Genomic DNA, 19,601 nt, shown 5'->3' with positions numbered 1-19,601 from the left:
TATGAATGATAGACCGCCGCCCATCCCACCGACGAGGAATCGGGGCCCAGCGATGCCGACCCTGCACGATCCCCTGCCCCTGGCCAGCGGTCAGGTCCTGCCCAACCGACTGATGAAGTCCGCGCTCAGCGAGGGCCTCGGCAATGCCGATATGGCTCCGGACGAGCGTCTGCAGCGACTGTACGCGCGCTGGAGCGAGGGCGGGTACGGACTGATCGTCACCGGCAATGTGATGGTCGATCGCCGGCACTGCGGGGAACCGGGCAATGTGGCCATCGAGGACGAACGGCACCTGGACGCGCTCACCCGATGGGCGAAGGTGGCCAAGGAGGGCGGCAGCAAGGTCTGGGTGCAGCTGAACCATCCCGGGCGGCAGTCCAATCCGATGGTGACCCGGAACCGGGCGGTCGGGCCGTCGGCCATCGGGGTGAGCATTCCGGGCTGGCCCGCCCCGCGCGCGCTCACCGAGGAGGAGATCCTCGATATCGTGCGCCGGTTCGGGACGGCGGCCCGGGTGGCGGAGGCGGCCGGTTTCGACGGTGTGCAGATCCACGGCGCGCACGGCTATCTGGTGTCGCAGTTCCTCTCGCCGCTGTCGAATCAGCGCACCGATGCCTGGGGCGGCGATCCGCAGCGGCGGCGGCGCTTCGTGATCGAGGTGGCGCGCAGCATTCGCGCGGCGGTGAGTCCTGGTTTCGGGGTGGGCATCAAGCTGAATTCGGCGGACTTTCAGCGCGGCGGCTTCACCGAGGACGAATCGCGGGTGGTGATCGAGAAGCTGTCCGCGGAACAGGTGGATCTCATCGAAATCAGCGGCGGCAGTTACGAATCGCCCGCGATGCTGAATCGCCCGCAAGTGTCCGAGCGAACCCGGGCGCGGGAGGCGTACTTCCTGGACTACGCCGAAACCGCGCGGCAGGCGGCGGGCGCGGTGCCGATCGCGGTCACCGGCGGCTTCCGTTCCCGCAGCGGCATGACCGAGGCGGTCACCGGCGGCACCTGCGATGTGGTCGGCCTGGGCCGCCCCACCGCCGTATTCCCCACGGCCGCAGCCGATCTGCTCGCCGAGCGCACCGACGAACTGCGCCCGCCGCTGGTCACCCTGGGCCTGCCGCCGCGCCTGGCGGCCAACAAGAACCTCAAGTCGGTCGAGGGCGCGCTCGACCTGCAGTGGCACACCGACCAACTCGCCCTGCTGGGCGCGGGCAGCGACCCGGATCCGGCCCGCTCGCCGTGGCTGACCGCCGCGAACATGTTGCGCCACCACGGCATCGACGCCTTCCGCAGCAAGCGCGGGCAATCGGGTCCGAAGCCGGACAAGACCGCACGCAAGTTCCAACGCGAACGCGCCGTCGGCCGCTACGTGATGAACCCCCTGGTACGCGGCCTGGACAAGGTCGGCGTACGCACCGCCTTCGCCACCGAGATCGAAACCGTGGGCCGCAAATCCGGCCTGCCGCGCCGGGTTCCGGTCAGCGTGCTCTTCGACGAGGGCGGCGCGTGGGCAATCTGCCAGCACGGCACCCGCTCGGGCTGGGGCCTGAACCTCACCGCGAACCCGAGCATCCGGGTCCGCCAAGGCGATATCTGGCGCACCGGCACCGCCGAATTCCTGCCCGAGGACGATGTGGTGGCACGCTCGCGCACCTTCGCTCCGCATCCACTGCTGGCTCCGCTGGCGCGCGGCATGTTCGCGGCACTGGAGACCACGCCCGTCACCGTGCGCATCACCTTCGACAACTGACCGGGGCGAGCGAATTCCTTGCACCTGACACCAGTGTCAGGGTTGACCATGCCCGCATGGTGAATCGAACACAGGTCGCTGCGCACGAGGCGGCCGCGAAAGATACTCGGCGGCTGCCGATTCCGTCGCTGCTGGCCTTGACCACGGCGGCTTTCATCACCGTGCTCACCGAGGCGCTGCCCGCCGGAGTGCTGCCCGGTATGAGCGCCGGCCTGCGGGTCGGCGAGTCCGCGACCGGACAGCTGGTCACGGTCTATGCCATCGGCACCGCGGTATCGGCGATTCCGCTGTCGGCGGCCACGGCCGGGTGGCGGCGCAAGCGGCTGTTGCTGGCCGGGGTGGCCGGGTTCGCGGTGGCGAATACCGTGACGGCGGTATCGCTGTCGTATCCGCTGACGCTGGTGGCGCGGTTCGTCGCCGGTATCGCGGCGGGCGTGGTGTGGGCGCTGCTGGCGGGGTATGCCGGACGTTTGGCTCCGGAAGCGTTGCGGGGCAAGGCGATCGCGATCGTGATGGCGGGCATTCCGCTGGCTTTGTCACTGGGTATCCCGCTGGGCACTTTCCTCGGCGACGCGGTCGGCTGGCAGGTGACCTTCGCGGCCATGTCGGTGTTCGCGGTGGCGCTGCTGGCCTGGATCGCGCTGGCGGTACCGGACTTTCCCGGGCAGACGGGCGGTGGCCGCATCCGGATGCTAGCGACCGCGCGCATCCCCGGGGTCGGCGCGGTGCTGTTCGTGACCTTGGTCTTCGTGCTCGCGCAGACCATCCTCTACACCTACATCGCGGCCTTCCTCGATGCCGCCGGACTGCCCGGGATCACCGGCGTGGTGCTGCTGGTCTACGGCATCGCGTCGATGGCGAGCATCTGGTTCACGGGTGTGCACATCGACCGGCGGCTACGCGGATTGACCATTGCCGCAACGATTCTGGTGGCCGTGGCGACCACCGTGCTGGCCGTCCAGTCGCACAATTCGGCGGTCATCTATGTGGCGGCCGTGCTGTGGGGGCTGGGCTGGGGCGGCGTGCCGACGCTGTTGCAGACCGCGGCGGCGATGGCCGGTGGCGACGCCGCCGACGCTGCCCAGGCCATGCTGGTCACGCTGTGGAATCTCGCCATGGCGGGCGGTGGAGTGCTCGGCGGCGTGCTGTTGACGGTGTTCGGCGCGACGGCCCTGCCGTGGACCGTCCCGATCCTGCTGGCGCCCACCCTGCTGGTGGTGCTCGGCGCGCGCAAGCACGCCTTTCCCGCCCGGCCGAGGGGCGGCGCGTGAATCACGCCGCCCGAGGGCCGATCGGGTGCCGTTAGAGGTTGGGCCGCACCAGGATCTGGATGTGGTCGTCGGGATTGCGCAGCGATTCGATCGCCCCGGCGACCCCGTCCAGTCCGACCTCGTCGGTGATGAGCGAGGCGGCGTCCACCGTGCCGTCGGCGATGCGGTGCAGGGTCTTCGCGTATTCCTCGTGCGGGTAGACCATGCACATCTGCAAGGAGATGTCCTTGTAGATGCCGACGATCGGCCGGATGACGTCATCGGTCATGACCGCGCCGATCTGCAGGATCGCCGTCTCGCGGGGCACCTTGTACATGAGGTCGTTGAGCAGGCCGGGCACCGAGGCGCACACCCACACGTGCAGTTTCTGGCCCGGCGAGGCCAGTTCCTGCCAAACCTCCACGGGGTCTTCGGCATTCGGGTCCACCACCCGGTGCGCGCCCAGCCGCAGCGCGGCCTCGCGGCGCAGCTTGGACGGATCCGAGGCGACGATCGGCGCGACGCCGCGTTCGACCAGCGCCGCCACCGCACCCAAACCGACCGGGCCGCAGCCGATCACGATGCCGGTGCCCTCCGGGCCGATGCCCGTGCGCGCCACATTGCCGAAGCCGACGGCCAGGGGTTCGGTCATGGCGGCCACGTGCGGCGGCACGTGCTCCGGGATCGGTTCGAGCGCCATGGCCTGCAACACCATGCGCTCGCCGTAACCACCGGGGAAATCATTGGAGTATCCGACACCGTGGATGCCGCCGGCCGCGTCCAGCGCCCACGGCAGGGCGACCACGTTCTGGCCCTCGGTGAACGGCGTGTCCGGTCCCGCGCCGATGACCCGGGCGGCCAGTTCGTGTCCCATCACCAGATCGCGATGCGGATCGAACAGGAAGGTCGGCACGCCGCTGTCGCGGGATGCCTGCAGGAACTCGTCGGTGCAGTCCAGTGCCTGCTTGTCGGATCCGCACACCCCGCAGGCGATGGTCTCGACCAGCACCTGACCGGGACCCGGTACCGGTTCGGGCACCTCGTCCACGACGAGCTTGCGATCGCGCATGACTACCGCGCGCATGTCACTTCCCTTCCTCGGGGGCGAAAGCGGCCTGGAGCGCGGCGGCGTGGCGCTCGAAAGCGGCCTCCACCCCGGCGCGCATACCCGACATGAGCCGTTCGCTGTTGGCATTGGCCCAGTCCAGCGAGGCCGTGCGATTGCGGTTGGCACCGGTGAAGTGCGGAATCACGTGCTCGGCGAACAGTTCCACGGACCGCCGGGTGGCCGCCGGATCGGCGATGTTCAGCGCCAGCACCAGGAAGGTGCCGAAGCCGCCGGACTGCTGGGCCAGCGCCTCGATGGTGGCGATGGCGTCCTCGGGGGTGCCGATGGTGGCGCGGCCGAAGGCGGGGAAGCCCGGGCCGGTCCACTGTTCGACAGCCTCGGCGGCGGTGTCGCCCCACGGGACGTCCATGCCGGACAGGCGCTTGATGTAGTCGACGAGATGGCCCACGCCCCATTCGGCTTCGCGGCGCGCCTGCTCGCGGGTCTCGGCGATGTGCATGGGCGCGACCAGCCGCCAGGTGGCGCGATCGACGGTGAAACCGTTGTCGCCCATGGTTTTCTCGTAGATCTTCCAGTTCGGCAGCAGCGCGTCGTAGCCGCTCGGATCGGAAGCGGCCAGGGAGAGCAGGCCCGCGCCGTGCCGCCCGGCCAGCACCGCGCCGGAGGGCGAAATGGTCGAGGCGACAGCCATTTCCAGGCCGCCCTGCTGATACGGCAGCAGTTGCAGGCGGGCCTCGTTGAGCTCGAACCAGTCGGTCTTGGCGCTCACCACCTCACCGCGCAGCAGCTGGGCGAGCACATCCATGGATTCGTGCATCATGTCGCGCTGACGCGGTTGCGGGATGCCCATCATGGAGGCGTCAGAGGCCAGCTGGCCGGGGCCGATGCCCATCATGACGCGGCCCTTGGTGAGATGGTCGAGCAGGCACAACCGGTCGGCCAGCATCATGGGCTGGTGGTAGGGCAGGGAATTCACGCCGGTGCCCAGGCGGATCCGCTTGGTGCGTTCGGCCGCGGCGGCCAGGAACACCTCGGGCGCGGCGATGATCTCCATGCCGGCCGAATGGTGTTCGCCGACCCAGGCTTCGGCGTAGCCGAGTTCGTCGGCGAGCTGCACCAACTGCAGATCGCGCTGGATCTGCAGGGTGGGGTTGCCGGTGAGCGGGTGGTACGGGGCGATGAAGAAGCCGAACCGGGTGGGTCCGGCGGCCACGTTCGAAACGGGGTTGGGCTGATTCAACTTTCGACGCTCCTTTGCGGGGATATTCAGTTGTGCTCCGAACTGCCCCGTCTCCCCATCGGCTCTGAGTGGAGACGTGACGACTGGCCCGCCGTCGCGCGCGAGACGGCGGACCGGTTCTGTCAGCCTCTAGCCCACTCGTGGCCCCAGTAGCTGTCGGCTGTCATTTCCTCCGCCACGTAATCCGCGCCGACCAGCATGCCCTCGCAACCGAATTCGAGGTCCCAGCCGCCGGGAGTCCGGACGTAGAAGGAGATCATCTTGTCGTTGGTGTGCCGGCCCAGCGTGGAGGACAGGTGGTAGCCCGCCTTGTTCACGCGATCCAGAGCGCGGCCGACATCGTCGAGCGCGTCCACTTCGACCATGATGTGGACGATGCCGGGGCCGTCCGGGCGGCTGCCCGGGATCAGCGCCAGGCTGTGATGGCGCGGGTTCACGCCCATGAAGCGAATCCAGATGGGATGCTCCGGCGGGCCCACGCGGAACGAGCCGCGCGAGGCGAACCCCAGCACCTCGGTGTAGAACTTGCGGGCTTCCTCGATATCGCGCACCGGCAGCACCACGTGCCCGAGGCCGAGATCGCCGGTGACGAAACGGTTTCCGAACTTGCCGACCACCGGCGAGTGGTCGAGCAGCGGGCCGTGGAAGACCTCGATGGTGAAGCCGGACGGGTCGACGAAGCTGATGGCCTCCTCGACGTGCCGGTTCACGGCCTCGGCGACCGAGAGCGTGGCGACGGCGATGCCCGCCTTCTCCAGGGTCTCGCGCACCAGTTCCAGGGAGCGGCGGTCGGCGACCTGCCAGCCCACCGCGATGACCTCGTCGTGTTCGCCGGGCACCAGTTCCAGGCGGTAGGTGTGCTCGTCCACGCGCAGGTAGATCGAATCCTGGTTGGGGCCCGAGCCTTCGGCGAAACCGATGGTGTCGAAGGCGAACTTGCGCCAGGCGTCCACATCGGCGATGCGGGCGCGGACGTAGCCGAGCGAAGCGAACGCGGCCATGGGGTTGCTCCTTAGCTGAATCAGGAATAGGTGACGGAGACGTCGTCGGTGACCGGAACGGCCTGGCAGGCGAGCACATAGCCCTCGGCGATGTCCTCTTCCTCCAGGATCTCGTTGCGGCGCATGGAAACTTCGCCGGACACCACCCGGCAGACGCAGGCGCTGCACGCGCCTTCCTTGCAGGAGTAGGGGGCGTCCAGGCCCTTGGCCAGCAGCACATCGAGCAGGGTCTGCTGCTTGGGCCAGGTGACCTCGTGGTTCTCGCCGTCGAGTTCGACCTGGACCGTGGCGTTGTCGCCCTCGGCTGCCGCCGCTTCGATATCGGCTGCGCTGGTGTCGATCTCGAACGGATTGCCCGACAGCGAGACGAACTTCTCCATGTGCACGCGCTTGCGGTCCGCGCCGAGGGCGGTCATGGCATTGCCGACGGCGTCCATGAACGGGCCGGGACCACAGACGAATACCTCCCGGCCCGCCCACGGGAGCGCCAGCGCGGCGAGCTGTTCCACGCTGGGCAGCCCCTGCACCGACTGCAGCCAGTGCACGACCAGCAGCCGATCAGGGTGTGCGGCAGCCAATTCCGCGAGTTCGGTCGCGAAGATGACCGAGTTCTCGTGCTGATTGGCATAGATCAAGGTGCAATGCCCGGTGCCCCGCGCCAGGGTCTCCTTGAGAATCGACAACACCGGCGTAATGCCGCTGCCGCCCGCGAACAGCAACAGGTCGGTGTCCAGCGACCCGGGCACGAAGATCCCCGAAGGCGGCAGCACCTGCATGCTCATGCCCTCGGCGGCGTTGTCGCACAACCAGTTCGAGCCGTAGCCCGCCACGGTGCGCTTCACCGTCACCTTCAGCGGACCACCCTCGTGGGGTGCGCTCGACAGCGAGTAGCAGCGACTGACGGACCCGGTGAGGTCACTCGGAATCCGCAGCGTCAGGAACTGACCGGGCTTGTACCCGAACCGATCCGCGTGCGCCTCGTCCGGAGTCAGCTCGATGGAAACCGCGTCGTCGGTCTCGCGAACCACCCGCACGATGCGCATGGTCGCGACGCCCGCAGCGGCGAGCTCCGCCGTATCCGGCTCGATATCTATGACCGTCATCCGTTCCACCAGTCCTGTTGCTCAAAGTCTTTCGGCCCTGCGGGCCGGGTAGAGGGGGTGGGGGCTAAGCCCCCAAACCCCCTTAGCCCTGCGGGCGGCCGGGTCGGGCCCCGAACTCCCTTAGCCCTGCGGGCGGCCGGGGCCGTGGCGCCGAACTCCCTTAGTCCCTGCGGGCGGCCGGGCCGTGGCGCCGCAGGCCCCGAACGCCGTGGCCCGCCGACAACCGGGTTGCGGCTGTGGAGGGCCGGGCCCGCGCCGGGGTCAGGCCAGTGTTCGTCCGCGGGTGCGGACGTCCACGTCGCGGGTGCTCACGCTGACCCCGCCCGCCGCCACTGCGGCGTCGATGCTGGCTCGTAGCGCGTTGCAGGTGTGCGACACCAGTCCGCTGCCGGACAATTCGGTGCATGCCGCTCGTGCGGCGGCGTTCCACTGCACGCTGGTGTGCTGGTCGCTGAATTTCTCGACGAGCACGCACGTTCCGCAGGAGCGGCATGAGACCTGGTCCATCGCGGTGCCTTTCAGGCGTTCGCCGCGGCGCGCTTGGCGAGGTTCTCGGCGACCTCGGCTTCCCAGGCGGTGACGGCGCGGGTGGTGTCGACCTCGTATTCGAAGCGGTCGGTCATCTCGTCCTTGACGTCGGCGGCGTCGGTGTAGAACTGCTCGTACCAGCGGCGGAGCTGGTAGACGGGGCCGTCTTCCTCGCACAGCAGCGGGTTGTTGATGCGGGACTTGCGCTTCCAGATGTTCGCGTCCTGCTCGAAGCCCTTGCCGAGGCCTCCGACGAACTTCTGGGCGATCTCCTCGGCCTGCTCCGGCGAGACGCCTTCGGGCTTCTTGGCGATCGCGCCGTACATGAGCACGAACTGGTTCTCGTTGATCGGGAAGTGGCAGTTGATCAGGTAACCCTCGACCACGAGACCGTTCGCGCTCTCGCTCTTCAGGTAATCGATCATGTAGGAGGGGCCGTAGTAGGACGCCTCGGACTGCAGCACATTCTTGCCGCCCAGCGCTTTCGCGGTCTCGCCCATCATGTCCTCGCGCGAGACCGAGGTCATGTACTGGCTGGCGGTGTGGCCCTCGAAGACGTTCTTGAAGAAGGTCGGGAAGCCGTAGTGCACGTAGAAGAAGTGCGCCATGTCCACCACGTTGTCCACCACCTCGCGGCAGTTGGCGTCCACGATCATCGAGTTCCAGGTCCAATCGGTCCACTGGTCGTCGAAGGCGGCGTCGATGCGCGGAATGGCGAGCTCGGCCGGCGGCTGCTTGTTCTCCGGATCGTGCCAGACGAACAGCTGCTTGTTCTCCTCCATGGTCGGCCACGCCTTGGTGCGCGCCAGCGGGGGAACGCGCCGGGCGTAGGGAATGCCGGTGCACTTGCCCTTGCCGTTCCAGCGCCAGTCGTGGAACGGGCAGGCCAGCGAATCGCCCTTGACGGTGCCGTCGGCCAGATTGCCGCCCATGTGCGGGCAGTAGGCGTTGAGCACATTGAGGGCGCCGTCCTCGGCCGCGAACACCACGATCTCGGTCCCGAAGGCCTTGATGGCGTGCGGCTTTCCGTCACGGAAGGAGTCGGCCAGGCCCAGGCAGTGCCAGCCGCGCGCGAATCGAGTGGGCGGCGCGCCCGCGTCGATGACACGCACTTCGCTGTCCGTGGTGGTCATGTGAATTCCTCTCCCTTGCCTTGCTTCGATGGTTGCGGCCGATGTGACGCCGACGACAATGGCTGTCCCACTGGCCGGGAGGTAGCTACTGGTGTGCGAGACGCCCGAAGGCGGCCCGGTAGAAGAGCAGCGGGGTGGCCTCGGAGTGCTCGTTCAGGCCGCTCACCCGGGCGATGACAATGGTGTGGTCGCCGCCGTCGACCTCGTCGTAGAGGTAGCAGTCGATGGAGGCCATGGCGCCGGTGAGCAGCGGCGACCCATTCTCCGACGGCGTCCACTCGACGCCCGCGAACTTGTCCGCGCCCGGCCGGCCGAGCTGCCGGCAGATGTCGTTCTGATGGTCGGCCAGAATGTTCACACAGAACTTGCCGACCTCCCGCATGCGCGGCCAGGTGCTCGAGGTGCGCGCCGGGAAGAAGCTCACCAGCGGCGGGTCGATGGACAGCGACGCGAAGGACTGGCAGGCGAACCCGATGGGCTCGCCCTCGTCGATCGCGGTGATCACGGTGACGCCCGAGGCGAAGCGACTCAGCACGGTCTTGAAAGCGGTCTCGTCGATCGCCGGGGCTGACTGGAGCACCGGTTCCACGGGGCCTCCTTATTTCGATCAGAAATATAGCTGTCAGTCATGACAGCAGGTCGCGGCCAGGAGGCGTCAACAACAGGGTTCGGTCACCGAGACATGGATCCGTAGAACCTACGTAGTTCTCCCGATTTCTCCGGGTGTGGGCCAGGGCACTGTGATGGGTAGCACAAGGTCCGGCTTCGTCACATGCCTAGTCGGAATACTCCTAGACTGGATATGAACCAACGGAGGTACATATGTCCGTCGCCCTGCTGCCTTCGGCGGAGACACGTAAGACCCACACCCCCATGCGCGCCAAGGACTCTCGCGCCAGCGCCGAGGTTCCCGTCTCGATGATCGAGCGAATGACCTTGATCCTGGACGCTTTCGACGCTTCCACCCCCACCCTCACGCTGCTCGGCCTGGTCGAGCGCACCGGGCTGCCGCGGTCCACCGTGCACCGGATCCTGGATCAGATGATCAAGCTGCGCTGGCTGGCCCACACCTCGGGCGGCTACCGCCTGGGCATGCGCGCGCTCGAGCTCGGCGGACTCACCGCCGACCACAACGAGATCCGCGACGCGGTGAGCCCGCTGCTGCACGAGCTGAGCCAGCGCACCGGCATGGTCGGCCACCTGGCGGTGCTCGACGGCCGCGACGTGGTCTACCTGGACAAGGCCGGCGGCCGGTTCGCCGCCAGCCTGCCCACCCGCCTGGGCGGCCGGATGCCCGCGCACGCAACGGGTGTCGGCAAGGCCATGCTGGCCTGTCTGGAGCCGAATATCGCCGAGGCCGCGCTGCGCACCCGGCTGCCGCGGCTGACCCCGCGCACCATTTGCGAGCCGGAAGCCCTGGCCCGCGAACTGCAGCAGATCCGCATGCGCCAGGGCGTCGCCATCGACCGCGAAGAGGCCGTCGTCGGAATCGCCTGCGTGGCAGCGCCGTTGCGGGGCCGCGGCACCGCGCCGGCCGCGCTGTCGCTGTCGGGTCGCGCGGACGGCATGAGCTACGACCGGCTGGCCCGCGTCGTGCTCGAGGTCGCGCACGAGGCCGGTCGCACGCTGTTCCCGCGTCGTGCGCACTGGCGTTGAGCGGAGCGGGAATTTGCGGGGGCGATACAGTTCGATGATGACCGATGGTGTCGCTGAATCCGACGCGATTCCGGAGCTGCCCACCACGGCCTGGGCCGTGCTCGGAATGCTCTCGCACGCAGAGGAACTCTCCGGTTACGACCTGAAGAAGTGGGCCGACTGGAGTTTGCAGTTCTTCTACTGGAGCCCGTCGTTCAGCCAGATCTACGCCGAGCTGAAACGGCTCGAGAAGCACGGCTTCGCGGTTTCGCGAACCGTGGTGTCCGAGGACGGCATGCGCGGCAAACGCATGTACGCCATTACCGAGAGCGGCCGGGAAGCCGCCTCGCACTGGGTGAATCATTCACCGGTGGAGGCGCCGGTGCTGAAACACAGTGTGATGCTGCGAGCCTGGCTGGGCCATCTGGCCGAACCGGAGCGCATGCGCGAGATCCTCACCCAGCACATCGAATACACCGAGAAGATGCGCCGCCGGGCGCAGGCCGACGCCGACGGCGCGGAAGCGAATCCGGACTGGGCGTATCCGAGCGCGGTATTGAAGTGGTGTGTAAGGCATTACGAGGCGGAGAAGGAATTCGCCGAGGACTTGCTCGCCGATATGGAGAAACTGGCCAGGAAGCGTAGCCGCCGAAAAGCCACCGGCAAGCAGTTTTCGGAAGATTCCCACTGAATGGGCACAGCGATAGTCGGCTAAACCAGGGTGTGACACGGTTCACGAATCGTGTTACCTACCCATTGGAGGACGCAATATGTCCACCTCCGTCGACACCGCGGTGCCTTCGGGCCCCGTTGACGACACCGGCCGTCTCGACGGTGCGTCGAAACTGCGGATCTTCTCTGTTCTCGCGGTGATCGTGCTGTTCACCGAGGTCGCGCCCATGCAGTACGTCATGGTCTCCGCGGCGCTGCGCCAGATCGCGCCGACCTTCCCCGGTCACGGCGCGAACATCAACTGGGCCATCATCATCTTCGGCGTCATCGGCGCCGCCGCGTCCCCGTTGATCGGCAAGCTCAGCGACATCGTGGGCAAGAAGCGGATGTTCCTGGTCTGCGGCGTGCTGTTCATGATCGGCTGCGCCATCTGCGCGGTCACCAGCAACTGGATGCTGTTCCTGGTGGGCCGCGGTCTGCAGGCGACGGCCATCGCGACGGCGGTCATCTCCTACGGCCTGATCCGCGATCTGATGCCGCGGCATCTGGTGCCGGTCGGCCTGGGCATCGCCTCCACCGGTCTCGGCGTCTCCGCGCTGGCGGGTCCGCTGATCGGCGGCTGGATCGTGGAGCACTACAGCTGGCGGGCCATCTTCTGGTTCCTGTTCGTCTTCACCGTCGTGATGATTCCGCTGGTGATCGCGATCGTCCCGGAGTCGAAACTGCGGGTGCCGCAGAAGCTGGACTTCATCGGCGCGGCCGTGCTCGGCGCGGGCCTGGTGCTGACGCTGGTGTACCTGGACAACGGTCAGGCGTGGGGCTGGACCAAGCCGTCCTCGCTGGCTTATCTGATCGGCGGCCTGGCGCTGCTGGCGCTGTTCCCGGTCATCGAGTTGCGGGTCAAGCAGCCGATCATGGATATGAAGCTGCTGTTCACCCCTCGGGTGAGCGTGGTGCTGTTCATCGCGCTGCTGGCCTCCTTCACCATCGGCTACCAGTCCTACGCGGTCGGTTACATGACCCAGTCGCCGCCGGCCTCCGAGGTGGTCGAGCAGGTCAAGGCCGCCACCTGGGAACAGGTGAAGACCGGTGCGCTGCAACAGGCTCAGGCGCAGGCCGAGGCCGCAGCCAAGGCGCAGCTGCCCCCGGGCGTGGAACTGCCGCCGGGCGCGGTGAAGGTGCCGGAGGAAATGGTGCTCTCGCAGCTGCCGCCGGACATGGTGAAGGTGGATCTGAATCCGGGCTACACCTACGGTGACGGTTTCTCGCTGCTGAAGTTCGCCACCCATATCGCCCTGTTGCAGTCGATCATCTCCATGGTCTTCGGTTTCCTCGGCGGTCTGTGGATCCGCAAACTCGGTGCGCGCCAACCGCTCATCCTGGCGCTGGTCATCTTCGTCGGCTCGTCGATCGCCTACGCGCTGCTCGCCCACACCTGGGGCGTGCTGGCCATCGTGAGCGCCGTGTTCGGCATCGCCTTCGGCCTCTACTACGCGGCCACGCCCAATCTCATAGTCGAGGGCGTGCCCGCCGAACAGCAGGGCATCAGCGCGGGCATGCTGGGCGTCATGCAGGCCATGGGCGCGGCGATCGGTCTCGCGGTGGCGACGGCCTTCCTCAATGCCAATCCGGTCAAGGTGGATGTGGCGGTGATGGGCGCGCCCACGGTCACCAAGGACGTGGATCTGCTCTACGCCGACAAGGGTTATGAGATCAGCTTCTACTTCATCGCGATCGCGGCGGTCGTCGCCCTGATCGGCACGGTGATCATGAAGCACGGCCGCACCCCGGCCACCGGCGGTACGGCCCACTAGGTCGCCGCTGCCTCGTCCAAGGCCCGGAAGCTTCGGCTTCCGGGCCTTTTTCGTACCGGTGAGCGGGACCCCACCTCGTTGTTCTCCGTCAGTCATATTTCGATTAGAAGTACTGAAGGAGGTGGTCGACGATGACCGGTGAACTCGACAGCATCGCAACCGCGGTGGCCGCGATCGCGCGCGGCGGCATGGTGCTCGTGGTGGACGACGAGGACCGTGAGAACGAGGGCGATCTGATCCTCGCCGCCGAACTGGCGACGCCGGCGAACATCGCCTTCCTGGTGCGCCACACCAGCGGCGTGATCTGCGTGCCGATGACCGGCGAGGACTGCGACCGGCTGCAGCTGCCGCCCATGACCGCGGTCAACGAGGACCCCAAGGGCACCGCCTACACCGTGTCGGTGGACGCGGTCGCCGGGGTGAGCACCGGCATCTCGGCCGCCGACCGCGCCCGCACCATGCGGGTGCTGGCCGATCCGCGCACCACCCCGGATCAGCTGTCGCGGCCCGGGCACGTGTTCCCGCTGCGCGCGAATCCCCGTGGGGTGCTGGGCCGTCCGGGTCATACCGAGGCCGCGGTGGATCTCATGCGGCTGGCCGGGTTGCGGCCGGCCGGGGTGATCGCGGAGGTGGTGAACGACGACGGCACCATGGCCCGCCTGCCCGAACTGCTGGTCATGGCGCGCGAGCACGAGTTGCCGATCATCTCCATTGCCGACCTGATCGAGTACCGGAAACGGCTGGAGCACGGCATTTCCCGGGTGGTGGAGACGCGGCTGCCGACCCGCTTCGGTGATTTCCGGGTCATCGGCTACAGCGACGAGCATTCCGGCGCGGAGCATCTGGCGCTGGTGTACGGCGCGCCATCGGGCGAAAGCGTGCTGGCGCGCGTGCATTCCGAATGCCTCACCGGCGATGCCTTCGGCTCACTGCGCTGCGACTGCGGCGAACAGCTGGACGCGGCGCTGGAAGCCGTTGCGGCGGAGGGGCAGGGCGTGGTCGTCTACCTGCGCGGGCAGGAGGGCCGCGGCATCGGACTGCTGAACAAGTTGCGCGCCTATGAACTTCAGGACGGCGGGGCCGACACCGTGGACGCCAATGTGCGCCTGGGCCTGCCCATCGATGCCCGCGACTACGGTGCGGCGGCGCGCATCCTGCTGGATCTGGGCGTGAATTCGGTTCGGCTGCTGAGCAACAACCCCGCCAAGCAGTCGGGGCTGACCGCGCACGGGGTCGATGTCACCGACCGTATTCCGCTGGTCACCCAGCCCACCGAACACAATGTGCACTACCTGCGCACCAAGCGCGACCGGATGCGGCACGAGCTGGCCGAGGCGGATGTCGCGGTCGGCTTCCGCTGACGCCCCGTCCGAAAACGACTGTGCCCCGCCATGATTACTCGCGGCGGGGCACAGCGCTGTCTCAGCAGGTGGTGGTCACCGGATCACCGCGGAAACGGGCCTCCACGTACTCCCAGGCTTCCGGGAAACCCGCGACGGCCGTGGTGAGATGCTCGGCGATCTCGTACGGTTTGAAGGTGAGCGGAACACCGGCCTGGCAATAGCGTTGCGCCACTTCCTCGACCGGGCCGAAGAAGGTCATGGTGTCGAAACGGCCCTGCCAGAAGAAGGTGGGCACCGTCGGCAGCAGATCGGAGTAGCGCAGGCTGTTCTCCCGCAGCACGGCGTGCGCTTCGGGGCTGCTCATCATGTCGCGGGAGGCGGCCAGCTGCGCGGCATTACGGGTGATGCCGTGGAAGAGCAGGAAGCGACGGCAGGCGTCCTTGGTGAAATCGCGGAACCAGAGCCCGTTCTCGTTGAGCTGATCGGAGACCGGTAGTCGGTCCGGGTACTCCCGCTCCAGGCCCATGGCGGCGGCGAAGGCCAGACCGAAGCCCGGGTGCGGATCGAAACCCAAGGCCAGGGCCATTTCCCGCAGATCGGCCGGGATGCCGCCCGCCACCACGGCGGTCAGCTTCAGGTCCGGCGCGTAGGTCGGCTGCATGGCGCCCGCCCACGACGTCGCCATCCCGCCGCCGGAGTAGCCGGCCAGCACGGTCGGCACATCGGCGAGACCGAGTTCGCTGACCTGCTTGACCGCCTTGACGCTGTCCAGGGTGACCATGCCGCCGAGCTTGGCCGCGCCGTAGGCGACCGTAGGACCGAGATAGTCGGGCATGGAGATGGCCCAGCCGCGGCCGATGGGCAGCATGGCGCCCGCCGAGTCCTGCAGCTCGCCGTTGAACAGCGAACGCGACGGACTGCATTGCGTGCCCAGGGAATTGATCAGCGCCTGGTAGGACACCAGCGGCGGGTTCTTCACGCCCTGCGGCATGAGCACGGTGGTCATGCCCATGATCGGATTGCCGGCCGAATTGGTGGACCGGAAGGCCACCTGCCAGCCGTCGGTGTGGACGTAGAAGCCCGGGTCGATGCGGCGCACCCGCACCACGTCACCCGGCTTCTTGTCGGCCAGGTCGCTCGGGGCCTGGAAGAACGGGTCCGGATCGGGGGTGGGGTACAGCGGATTCGCGCCGGCGGGCGCGCTCAGCAACGCGGCGGACGCGGCAACGGTCAATACCAAGATCATGATCTTGATAGCGGATCTCAACATGCCAACCTTCGGAAACAGCGGGAACACCCTAGGGGGACTAGCGATCCGGTGCACCGGTCGACAGTGACCGGCGCAACAGGACGCTGTGAAAATAGCGTTCTTCTGTCAAAGTGCCCAATCCAGGGTGCGGGAACTTGGCGAAACGACAATGGCGACCCACCGCCGATGTCATCGATCACAACGGAAATGCGGCGGGAGCCGCCTTCATCGCGTCCGCCGCATCGTCTATCTTTCCTGCATGAGAATCGCAGTAGCCCAATTGTCCTGCGTTCCAGTCGACATCGACGCCAATGTGGAGCAGATGGCGGCGCTGGCCAAGGAGGCGGCACAGCTCGGGGCCGAGCTGGTCGTGTATCCGGAACTGGCGCTGACCGGATACGAGCCCGACGATCTCGCCCACGACCCGACCCGGTGGACCCATCCGAAGGATCCGCGGCTCACGCCCTTGCGCACGGCGGGCATCGCCACCGTCGTCAATGGCGTGGCCGCCACCGAGAACGGCCCGGCCATTACGACTTTCGTGTTCGGACCGGACGGCGACCTGCTCACCACCTATCGCAAACAGCATCTGTACGCCGAGGAACGCTGGGTGTTCACGCCCGGAAACACCGACGGCCGCTTCGAATTGGGCGGTGTCCGTTTCGGATTGGCGACCTGCTTCGACAATCACTTCCCGGAACTCACGGCCCGCGCCCACGACGACGACTGCGACGTACTGCTGGCCAGTTCCCTCTACGGCTCCGAAGCCGGGATGACCGAGCGGGCGACCGTGTACCCGGCCATCGCCGAGCGGGATCGGATGTTCGTGGCGCTGGCCAACCATGTCGGCGCGGCCGGCGAATGGATCGGCTGCGGGCGCTCGGCCATCTGGGCAGCCGGCGGCGAACTACTCGCCGAGGCCGACGGGACCAGCGCGATGGCGGTGGCGGCCGATATCGGCTGACCTCACCGCATCGAATGCTCGGCCAGCCACTTGCGCCCCCGGGTGGCCGAGGCGCGCGCGAGCCAGGCGTCCTGGACGACTTCGGTCAGTTCCGCCAGGGACACCTGGCCGACGTGCGCGCCGCGCAGCAGGACCGACAGGTGTCCGGCGAAATGCGGGGTGGTGAAGAACGGCGAGTCCGGGTCCTGGGTGAGGGCGAGCTTGTCGGCTTCGGACGGCACCCAGAAGATGATGACGTCGTCCCAGCGCTCCCCCGTGTCCGGATCGGCGGCGTCGCGGCTGGGCGTGCGGAAGTAGACGAAGGACTTGCCGCCCACCTGATAGACGGGATTGCCCTTCGGGCCGTGGATCAGGGTCACGTGCGGCATGCCCAGCGCGAGCTGATGCACGTCGTCGAGGCTGGCCCGGCGTGGTCTCGGCACGGAATCGAGTTTAAGGCGACCGGAGCCGGTCCAACTACCAACCGGTAATAGCTGTAAAGCATGGTTGTATTGGGCGTTTTAGGCCTGGGCGCTGGCTTGGAACCGGGCAAATCACATAGGTTGGAGCACATGGCGCGGCGTGTCAACGGAAACCTCCCCGAAGAGGTCACTAGTTTCGTCGGCCGCCGCGACGAACTCGCAACCGCCAAACGGCTGCTGCCGACCACCCGGGTGCTGACGCTGCTGGGGCCCGGTGGGATGGGTAAGACGCGGCTTTCGCGGCAGATCGGGCAGCTGGTGTCGCGGGCCTTCCCGGACGGGGTGTGGCTGGTCGAGCTGGCCGATGTGCAGGACCCCAATCTGGTCACGTTGAGCGTGGCCGAGGCGCTGCTGCTGCGCGACGAATCGACCGCGCCGCTGCCCCGGCTCACCGAGTTCCTGGCCGACAAGCGGCTGCTGCTGATTCTGGACAATTGCGAGCATCTGATCGACGCGTGCGCGGCGCTGGTCGGGCGGATCATCGCCACCACCCCGGACGTGCGGGTGCTGGCCACCAGCCGGGAGGTGCTCGGCATTCCCGGGGAACAGGTGATGCCGGTGCCGCCGCTGTCGGTGCACGACGCCGACCCGGGCGAGGACAGCGACGCGCTGCGGTTGTTCATCGAGCGCGCCACCGCGGCCAATCCCGGGTTCACCGCGACCGCCGCGAATCGGGCCACCCTGGAAGAGATCTGCCGCCGTCTGGAGGGTATGCCGCTGGCGCTGGAGCTGGCGGCGCTGCGGTTGCGAGTCTTCTCCCCCGAGCAGATCCTGGCCCGGCTCGACGACACCATGGAACTGCTCAGCGCGGGCCCGCGCACCGCCCCGCAGCGGCAGCAGACCATCGAGGGCGCGATCCGCTGGAGCTACGACCTCTGCGCTCCGGCGGAACAGCTGCTGTGGGAACAGCTTTCGGTGTTCGCCAGCGGTTTCGACATCGATGCCGCCGAGGCGGTCTGCGATCTGGGCGGTGCGTCGCTGATGGAGGCGCTCACCGGGCTGGTCGACAAGTCGGTGCTGATGGCGCGCTATGACGATGCGGTGGGCCGGTATTCGATGTTGGAGCCGATCCGCCAGTTCGGCGCGGACCGTTTGACCGAGCGCGGCGAGGCTCCGGCCGCCCGGGCCCGCCATCACGAGCACTACCGGCGCTTGGCGCTGCGCGGCAATGCCGCCTACCCCACCGGCGACGATGTGGCCTGGTTCCGCGACCTCACCCGCGAACACGCGAATCTGCGTGCGGCCCTGCGCTCCGGCCTCGCCGATTCCCCGCTCACCGCCATGGAGATGGCCTCGGTGCTGCGCCCGTTCTGGGAGCACAATCGCTTCCTGTCCGAGGGTTACCGCTGGCTCACCGAAGCCCTGGACCGCAATCCGGAGCCGACCGCGGAGCGGGCCCGCGCGCTGTCCTCCGCGGCTTCCCTGGCCGCATTGCTCTCCGATGTGGAGGCGGCAAGCGCACTGCTGGTCGAATGTGTGGAACTCGGGGCGTCCGTGGGCAATACCCACATCATGGCCGAGATGACCCTGGACGAGGCGCTGCTGGCCTTCTCCGAGAACAAACCGGTCTCCGCGCTGGAACTGGCCCGCAATGCCATCCGCTTCGCGGCCGACAGCGGTCAGCTGGCCATCGAAATGGACAGTCTCGCTTTCGCTTTCATGTGCGCACAGATCACCAAGGCGGGCGACAGCAGCGAATTGGCCGAACGTTTCCTGAAACTCACCACCGCCTCCGGCTCCCACCTGCTGGGCGGCCTGGCGCTGTGGACGGTCGGCATCGACCATTGGCGGCGCGGCGAGAACGACGTCTCCGCCGACTTCCACACCCGCGCCATCGAACAACTGGCCCTCTTCGAACGCTGTATCTGGCTCGCCTCGGGTTTCGAGGGCCTGGCCTGGACCGAGGCCGCCCGCGGCGACCTGGAGCGAGCCGCCCGCCTCATGGGCGCCGCCGAATCCCTGCAACGCAGCACCGTCCGCCTGGCCCACTCCATCACCGGCGTCATCGCCGACAAGGAACGCCAATCCGTCCGAGAAGCCCTCGGCGAGAAAGCCTTCCGCGAAGCCTTCGGCGCCGGGGCGAACCTCCGCCTCGAGGAAGCCATCGACTACGCGCTCCGCCGCGAGTCCGCCACCCCCGCCGTAGATCCGGCTCCGCCCCGAAAACCGCTACGCGCCAAGCAATCCCCCTCCCCCATGGCCGCCGACGTCCTCACCCGCCGCCAAAAGGATGTGGCCCGCCTGGTAGCCGCGGGCCACACCAACAAACGCATCGCCACCGAACTGGTCATCTCCATCCGCACCGCGGAAACCCACGTCGAACACATCCTGACCAAACTCGGCCTCACCTCCCGCACCCAGCTGGCCGCCTGGGCCCACGAACACGACCTGTGAT

At 67.7% G+C, this 19,601-nt stretch carries 17 protein-coding genes; 8 read left to right on the top strand and 9 right to left on the bottom strand.

The window, feature by feature from the left end:
* The first annotated feature begins 52 nt into the window (after positions 1 to 52).
* Both LTV02_RS38720 and LTV02_RS38715 read left to right on the top strand, forming a co-directional pair.
* Positions 53 to 1,744, top strand: a complete 1,692-nt coding sequence (locus tag LTV02_RS38720) for a nitroreductase family deazaflavin-dependent oxidoreductase (protein ID WP_233036424.1) — start codon at positions 53 to 55, stop codon at positions 1,742 to 1,744.
* 56 nt (positions 1,745 to 1,800) lie between these two features.
* Positions 1,801 to 3,015, top strand: a complete 1,215-nt coding sequence (locus tag LTV02_RS38715; RefSeq protein ID WP_233036423.1) for an MFS transporter — start codon at positions 1,801 to 1,803, stop codon at positions 3,013 to 3,015.
* 31 nt (positions 3,016 to 3,046) lie between these two features.
* On the opposite strand, the gene LTV02_RS38710 is transcribed toward LTV02_RS38715, so the two are convergent.
* The 7 genes from LTV02_RS38710 to LTV02_RS38680 form a co-directional block, all read right to left on the bottom strand.
* Positions 3,047 to 4,078 (bottom strand): zinc-binding dehydrogenase, encoded by a 1,032-nt coding sequence (locus LTV02_RS38710; protein WP_233036422.1) that lies wholly within the window; start codon positions 4,076 to 4,078, stop codon positions 3,047 to 3,049.
* A gap of 1 nt (position 4,079) precedes the next feature.
* Complete coding sequence (locus LTV02_RS38705) at positions 4,080 to 5,303, bottom strand: LLM class flavin-dependent oxidoreductase (protein WP_233036421.1); 1,224 nt, start codon at positions 5,301 to 5,303, stop codon at positions 4,080 to 4,082.
* 122 nt (positions 5,304 to 5,425) lie between these two features.
* Positions 5,426 to 6,304, bottom strand: a complete 879-nt coding sequence (locus tag LTV02_RS38700; RefSeq protein WP_233036420.1) for a VOC family protein — start codon at positions 6,302 to 6,304, stop codon at positions 5,426 to 5,428.
* A gap of 20 nt (positions 6,305 to 6,324) precedes the next feature.
* Positions 6,325 to 7,407, bottom strand: a complete 1,083-nt coding sequence (locus LTV02_RS38695; RefSeq protein ID WP_233036419.1) for a ferredoxin--NADP reductase — start codon at positions 7,405 to 7,407, stop codon at positions 6,325 to 6,327.
* Between the two features lie 261 nt (positions 7,408 to 7,668).
* Positions 7,669 to 7,878, bottom strand: a complete 210-nt coding sequence (locus LTV02_RS38690; RefSeq protein ID WP_233036417.1) for a hypothetical protein — start codon at positions 7,876 to 7,878, stop codon at positions 7,669 to 7,671.
* 47 nt (positions 7,879 to 7,925) lie between these two features.
* The gene (locus LTV02_RS38685) at positions 7,926 to 9,068 is read right to left on the bottom strand and encodes a Rieske 2Fe-2S domain-containing protein (protein WP_233036416.1); all 1,143 of its coding nucleotides are present in this window, start codon (positions 9,066 to 9,068) and stop codon (positions 7,926 to 7,928) included.
* A gap of 85 nt (positions 9,069 to 9,153) precedes the next feature.
* A complete protein-coding gene (locus LTV02_RS38680; protein WP_233036415.1) occupies positions 9,154 to 9,657 on the bottom strand; it encodes a flavin reductase family protein in 504 nt (167 codons plus the stop codon).
* 233 nt (positions 9,658 to 9,890) lie between these two features.
* Here LTV02_RS38680 and LTV02_RS38675 point away from each other — a divergent pair, with 233 nt between their 5' ends.
* The 4 genes from LTV02_RS38675 (at position 9,891) to LTV02_RS38660 (ending at position 14,550) form a co-directional block, all read left to right on the top strand.
* Entirely contained in the window at positions 9,891 to 10,724 is an 834-nt protein-coding gene (locus LTV02_RS38675; RefSeq protein ID WP_332909552.1) for an IclR family transcriptional regulator, read from the top strand.
* A gap of 37 nt (positions 10,725 to 10,761) precedes the next feature.
* Positions 10,762 to 11,394 carry a PadR family transcriptional regulator gene (locus LTV02_RS38670; RefSeq protein ID WP_233036413.1) on the top strand — a complete coding sequence of 211 codons (633 nt, stop codon included), beginning with the start codon at positions 10,762 to 10,764 and terminating at the stop codon, positions 11,392 to 11,394.
* Positions 11,395 to 11,473: 79 nt separating this feature from the next.
* Positions 11,474 to 13,189, top strand: coding sequence for an MFS transporter (locus tag LTV02_RS38665; protein ID WP_233036412.1), 1,716 nt, complete (start codon positions 11,474 to 11,476; stop codon positions 13,187 to 13,189).
* 131 nt (positions 13,190 to 13,320) lie between these two features.
* On the top strand, positions 13,321 to 14,550 hold the full coding sequence (locus LTV02_RS38660) for a bifunctional 3,4-dihydroxy-2-butanone-4-phosphate synthase/GTP cyclohydrolase II (protein ID WP_233036411.1): 1,230 nt from the start codon (positions 13,321 to 13,323) through the stop codon (positions 14,548 to 14,550).
* 61 nt (positions 14,551 to 14,611) lie between these two features.
* Here LTV02_RS38660 and LTV02_RS38655 read toward each other — a convergent pair whose 3' ends face one another.
* A complete protein-coding gene (locus LTV02_RS38655) occupies positions 14,612 to 15,802 on the bottom strand; it encodes a lipase family protein (protein WP_233036409.1) in 1,191 nt (396 codons plus the stop codon).
* Positions 15,803 to 16,040: 238 nt separating this feature from the next.
* On the opposite strand from LTV02_RS38655, the gene LTV02_RS38650 reads away from it, so the two are divergent.
* Positions 16,041 to 16,745, top strand: coding sequence for a carbon-nitrogen hydrolase family protein (locus LTV02_RS38650; protein WP_233036407.1), 705 nt, complete (start codon positions 16,041 to 16,043; stop codon positions 16,743 to 16,745).
* Positions 16,746 to 16,747: 2 nt separating this feature from the next.
* Here the strand turns inward: LTV02_RS38650 and LTV02_RS38645 are convergent, their stop codons facing one another.
* On the bottom strand, positions 16,748 to 17,113 hold the full coding sequence (locus LTV02_RS38645; protein WP_233041900.1) for an MmcQ/YjbR family DNA-binding protein: 366 nt from the start codon (positions 17,111 to 17,113) through the stop codon (positions 16,748 to 16,750).
* A 183-nt stretch (positions 17,114 to 17,296) separates the two neighbouring features.
* Between LTV02_RS38645 and LTV02_RS39450 the strand changes: the two genes are divergently transcribed.
* Positions 17,297 to 19,600, top strand: a complete 2,304-nt coding sequence (locus LTV02_RS39450) for an ATP-binding protein (RefSeq protein ID WP_269821596.1) — start codon at positions 17,297 to 17,299, stop codon at positions 19,598 to 19,600.
* The last annotated feature ends 1 nt before the right edge of the window (position 19,601 follow it).

Origin of the sequence: Nocardia yamanashiensis, from assembly GCF_021183565.1 — a bacterium.
Classification (GTDB): domain Bacteria; phylum Actinomycetota; class Actinomycetes; order Mycobacteriales; family Mycobacteriaceae; genus Nocardia; species Nocardia yamanashiensis.
This window is presented reverse-complemented; position numbering and strand designations above follow the sequence as displayed.

Excerpts from the sequence above, each read along its gene's own strand:
- LTV02_RS38645 (WP_233041900.1), bottom strand. The coding sequence starts at position 17,113 with ATGCCGCACGTGACCCTGATCCACGGCCCGAAGGGCAATCCCGTCTAT.
- LTV02_RS38700 (WP_233036420.1), bottom strand. The coding sequence starts at position 6,304 with ATGGCCGCGTTCGCTTCGCTCGGCTACGTCCGCGCCCGCATCGCCGAT.
- LTV02_RS38685 (WP_233036416.1), bottom strand. The coding sequence starts at position 9,068 with ATGACCACCACGGACAGCGAAGTGCGTGTCATCGACGCGGGCGCGCCG.
- LTV02_RS38650 (WP_233036407.1), top strand. The coding sequence starts at position 16,041 with ATGAGAATCGCAGTAGCCCAATTGTCCTGCGTTCCAGTCGACATCGAC.
- LTV02_RS38715 (WP_233036423.1), top strand. The coding sequence starts at position 1,801 with ATGGTGAATCGAACACAGGTCGCTGCGCACGAGGCGGCCGCGAAAGAT.
- LTV02_RS38720 (WP_233036424.1), top strand. The coding sequence starts at position 53 with ATGCCGACCCTGCACGATCCCCTGCCCCTGGCCAGCGGTCAGGTCCTG.
- LTV02_RS38675 (WP_332909552.1), top strand. The coding sequence starts at position 9,891 with ATGTCCGTCGCCCTGCTGCCTTCGGCGGAGACACGTAAGACCCACACC.
- LTV02_RS38670 (WP_233036413.1), top strand. The coding sequence starts at position 10,762 with ATGACCGATGGTGTCGCTGAATCCGACGCGATTCCGGAGCTGCCCACC.
- LTV02_RS38710 (WP_233036422.1), bottom strand. The coding sequence starts at position 4,078 with ATGCGCGCGGTAGTCATGCGCGATCGCAAGCTCGTCGTGGACGAGGTG.
- LTV02_RS38695 (WP_233036419.1), bottom strand. The coding sequence starts at position 7,407 with ATGACGGTCATAGATATCGAGCCGGATACGGCGGAGCTCGCCGCTGCG.
- LTV02_RS38665 (WP_233036412.1), top strand. The coding sequence starts at position 11,474 with ATGTCCACCTCCGTCGACACCGCGGTGCCTTCGGGCCCCGTTGACGAC.
- LTV02_RS38655 (WP_233036409.1), bottom strand. The coding sequence starts at position 15,802 with ATGTTGAGATCCGCTATCAAGATCATGATCTTGGTATTGACCGTTGCC.
- LTV02_RS39450 (WP_269821596.1), top strand. The coding sequence starts at position 17,297 with ATGGCGCGGCGTGTCAACGGAAACCTCCCCGAAGAGGTCACTAGTTTC.
- LTV02_RS38660 (WP_233036411.1), top strand. The coding sequence starts at position 13,321 with ATGACCGGTGAACTCGACAGCATCGCAACCGCGGTGGCCGCGATCGCG.